Source organism: Hymenobacter coccineus, assembly GCF_001816125.1.
GTDB lineage: Bacteria > Bacteroidota > Bacteroidia > Cytophagales > Hymenobacteraceae > Hymenobacter > Hymenobacter coccineus.
Genome location: NZ_MDZA01000207.1, coordinates 1 through 3374, shown reverse-complemented (window position 1 = coordinate 3374; position 3374 = coordinate 1). Strand labels below are relative to the sequence as shown.

Annotated in this window: 2 protein-coding genes and 1 pseudogene; all 3 read right to left on the bottom strand. The window is 67.2% G+C overall.

Annotated elements, in window-relative coordinates; translation table 11 throughout:
* Positions 1-13: 13 nt before the first annotated feature.
* Positions 14-874, bottom strand: a complete 861-nt coding sequence (trpD, locus tag BEN49_RS12590) for an anthranilate phosphoribosyltransferase (RefSeq protein ID WP_158022892.1) — start codon at positions 872-874, stop codon at positions 14-16.
* 133 nt (positions 875-1007) lie between these two features.
* Positions 1008-1580, bottom strand: a complete 573-nt coding sequence (locus BEN49_RS12585) for an anthranilate synthase component II (protein ID WP_070743940.1) — start codon at positions 1578-1580, stop codon at positions 1008-1010.
* Between the two features lie 28 nt (positions 1581-1608).
* Positions 1609-3039 (bottom strand): annotated as a pseudogene (locus BEN49_RS12580) (anthranilate synthase component I family protein).
* Positions 3040-3374 lie beyond the last annotated feature (335 nt).

Below are 3374 nucleotides of genomic sequence, written 5' to 3'. Positions count from 1 at the left end.
GCGGCGTTGGCCGTTACCACGTCGCGCTGCACATCGTGGCCTCGCCGGCCAGGATGTTCTCAAACACGGCGGCGGCGGCGGCCACCGTGGGGCCCCCGGCCAGTTCGGCCAGGGTAGCGGCGTGCAGGCCCAGGCCGGCGGGCGTCAGCAGTTGCTCGCCTTCGTAGCCGGTCACGACTTTCGCGGCGTCGGTGAGCGAGAGTTCGTCGTAGCCGTCGAGGGCGTGCACCACGGCGTAGCGGGTGCCGGTGGGCTGCAACAAGTAGTGGTACACGCGCTGCAATTCGAGGCTGAACACGCCCAGGACCTGCGCGTTGGGCCGGGCGGGGTTCACCAGGGGCCCCAGGATGTTGAAGAACGTGCGCAGCCCCAGCTCGCGGCGCACCGGGCCGGCGTGGCGCATGGCGGGGTGGTAGGTTTGGGCGTGCAGGAAGCAGATGCCCGCCTCATCAAGCTGCCGCCGCAGCCGGCCAGGCCGGTCCTCAAAATCGACGCCGAAGTGTGCCAGCACGTTCGAGGAGCCGCTGACCGACGACACGCCGAAGTTGCCGTGCTTGGCCACCTTCACCCCCGCCCCGGCCACCACAAAGCAGGCCAGCGTGGAGATGTTGAACGTGTTTTTGCCGTCGCCGCCGGTGCCCACGATGTCTACCAGTTCGTGGGTGCCCAGCTCGGGGTCGCGGCACAGCTCCAGCAGCGCCTGGCGGAAGCCGCCCAGCTCGGCCACCGTGATGGGCCGCATCCGGTACACGGCCAGGAAGGCCGCCGTTTCGGCCGGGTTGGCCCCGCCCTCGCCCAGCTGGCGCATGGCGGCGTGGGCCTCGGCCTGCGTCAAGGGCTGCTGGTCAAATAGTTTGGTAAGAATCGTCTTCAAAATCGCTGATTAGTCGTGATTAACCGTGATTGCGCTGATTTTACTGATGTAGGGGCGGGCTTGCCCCCGCCGGAATCGTTGGCGCTGGTCCTGCTTCCACCTTGCAGAGCCCGAGCGGGGACAAGCCCCGCCCCTACTCGCTCAGCCAGTTTTTCAGCATGGCGGGGCCGTGCTCGGTGAGGATGCTTTCGGGGTGGAACTGCACGCCGCGCACGTCGTAGCGGCGGTGGCGCAGGGCCATTACCTCGCCGCCAGCGTCGCGGGCCGTCACTTCCAATTCGGCGGGCATGGTTTCGGGGCGCACGGCCCACGAGTGGTAGCGGCCCACCTGGAAGCGCGGCGGCAGGCCCCGGAACAGCTTCTCATCGGGCACCGTCACGTCGGCAGCCGTGGCCACGCCGTGCACCACGGCCGGCAGGTTGTAGAGCGCCGCCCCGAAGCTTTCGGCCAGGCCCTGGTGGCCCAGGCACACGCCCAGGATGCGCTTGGTGGGCGCGTATTTGGCAATGATTTGCGGCATCAGCCCCGCCTCGGCCGGCACGCCGGGGCCCGGCGAGAGCAGCACGGCGTCGTAGGCCTCCACGGCTTCCAGGGCCAGCTTGTCGTTGCGGATGACCGTGGTATCGGCGCCGTGGCCCAACTCGCGCAGCAGCTGCACGAGGTTGTAGGTAAAGGAGTCGTAGTTGTCGAGAACGAGGATTTTCATGGCTTGCTAATTCAGGGATTGCAAAAGTCTACCGCACGTCGGCTGCGGCTTTGAGGGCCTGGCGCAGGGCCCCCAGCTTGTGGTGCACTTCGTTCAGTTCCGAGTTGATGTCCGACGCGGCCACCACGCCAGCGCCGGCCTGGAAGTAGAGCTGGTTGGCGTGGCTGAGGAACGAGCGGATCATGATGGCGTGGTTGAAGCTGCCGTCGAAGCCGAGGTGGCCCAGGGCCCCACCGTAGTAGCCGCGGGCGGTGGGCTCCAGGCCGTCGATGAGCTGCACGGCGCGGTGCTTGGGGCCCCGGAGAGCGTGCCGGCCGGGAAGGTGTCGGCCACCACTTGCAGGGTGTCGGCGCCGGGCAGCAGCTGGGCCGTGACGTGGCTCACGAGGTGGATAACGTGCGAGTAGAACTGGATTTCGCGCAGCGTGCGCACCTGCACGTCGGTGCCGTGGCGGGCCAAGTCGTTGCGGGCCAGGTCCACGAGCATCACGTGCTCGGCGTTTTCCTTGGGGTCGGCGGCCAGGCGCTGGGCTGCCGCCGTGTCGGCGGCGTCGTCGCCGGTGCGGCGGTAGGTGCCGGCAATGGGGTACAGGCTGGCCTCGGGGCCCTGCACGCGCAGTTGCGCCTCGGGCGACGAGCCGAAGATTTTGTAGTCGCCGTAGTCGAAGTAGAACAGGTACGGCGAGGGGTTGATGGAGCGCAGGGCCCGGTACACGTTGAACTCGTCGCCGGTAAACCCTTGCTGAAAGCGCCGCGACAGCACAATCTGGAACACGTCGCCGCGGTGGCAGTGCGCCTGCCCTTGGGCCAGCCGGGCCAAGAATTCGTCGTCGGTTTGGTTGGTGCTCTCCTCCCCGCTCAGGGCGAAATCGAAGGCCGGCACGCCGGGGTTGCGCACCAGGTTTTCGAGGCGGTCCAGCCCATCAGGGGCCGCTTCGGCGCCGTCGGTGCTGTGCTCGAAAATGTGCAGTTCCTGGCGGAAGTGGTTGAAGGCGATGACGTAGCGGTACACGCCGTAGCGCATCGGCGGGACATCGCCGGCCGGCACTTTAGCGGGGTTCAGCGTCACGTCCTCAAACGCCTGCACGGCCTCGTAGCCCAGGTAGCCAAACAGGCCGGTGCTGATGAACGGGAACGCGGGGGCCGGCGTCGGGCACAAAGCCGGCGGCAAAGGCGTGCAACCGGGCCAGCGCTTCGCGGGGTTCGGCCAGTTGCTCGGTGGTGGCTTGGCCATGGGGCCCCGTTTGGTGCAGCGCGCCGCCGCGGCGCAGCTCGAAGGTGGCCAGCGGCTCGCACACGAGGTAGCTGAAGGCATTTTGCTGGCCGTGGTAATCGGCGCTTTCCAGCAGCAGGCAATTGGAATAGTGGTCGCGCAAGCGCAGGTACAGGCCCACGGGCGTCACGGTATCGGCGAGCAGGCGGCGGTGGCGGGTGCGGAGCTGGTGGGGTTGGGCGGGCATGAGGGGGAACAAAAGCGGGTGAGGTAGGGCCCCGCCGGATATGCAAAAAGCCCGGCTGGGCGGCCGGGCTCTTCGTGAGATGTAGTAAAATCAAGCACTGATTTTACCGCGCGCACTGGCTGTCCGGTCCGGAAGTACGGAGCGGCCACCACCAAGCTTGAGCGATAAATTGTGCGGTCATGGTCAAATTAGGGCCCCCAGCAGTTGCCGGCGACGGGGCAAAGGTAAGCGCGGTTTTTAAATTACCAAACCAGGGGACCGGGCTGCCGGCTTTTCGCCGGCTGCCCGGTAATCGTTGAATTGCTTGGCTGGCCCGGGGGTCCCCAACGATTACC

Excerpts from the sequence above, each read along its gene's own strand:
- BEN49_RS12585 (WP_070743940.1), bottom strand. The coding sequence starts at position 1,580 with ATGAAAATCCTCGTTCTCGACAACTACGACTCCTTTACCTACAACCTC.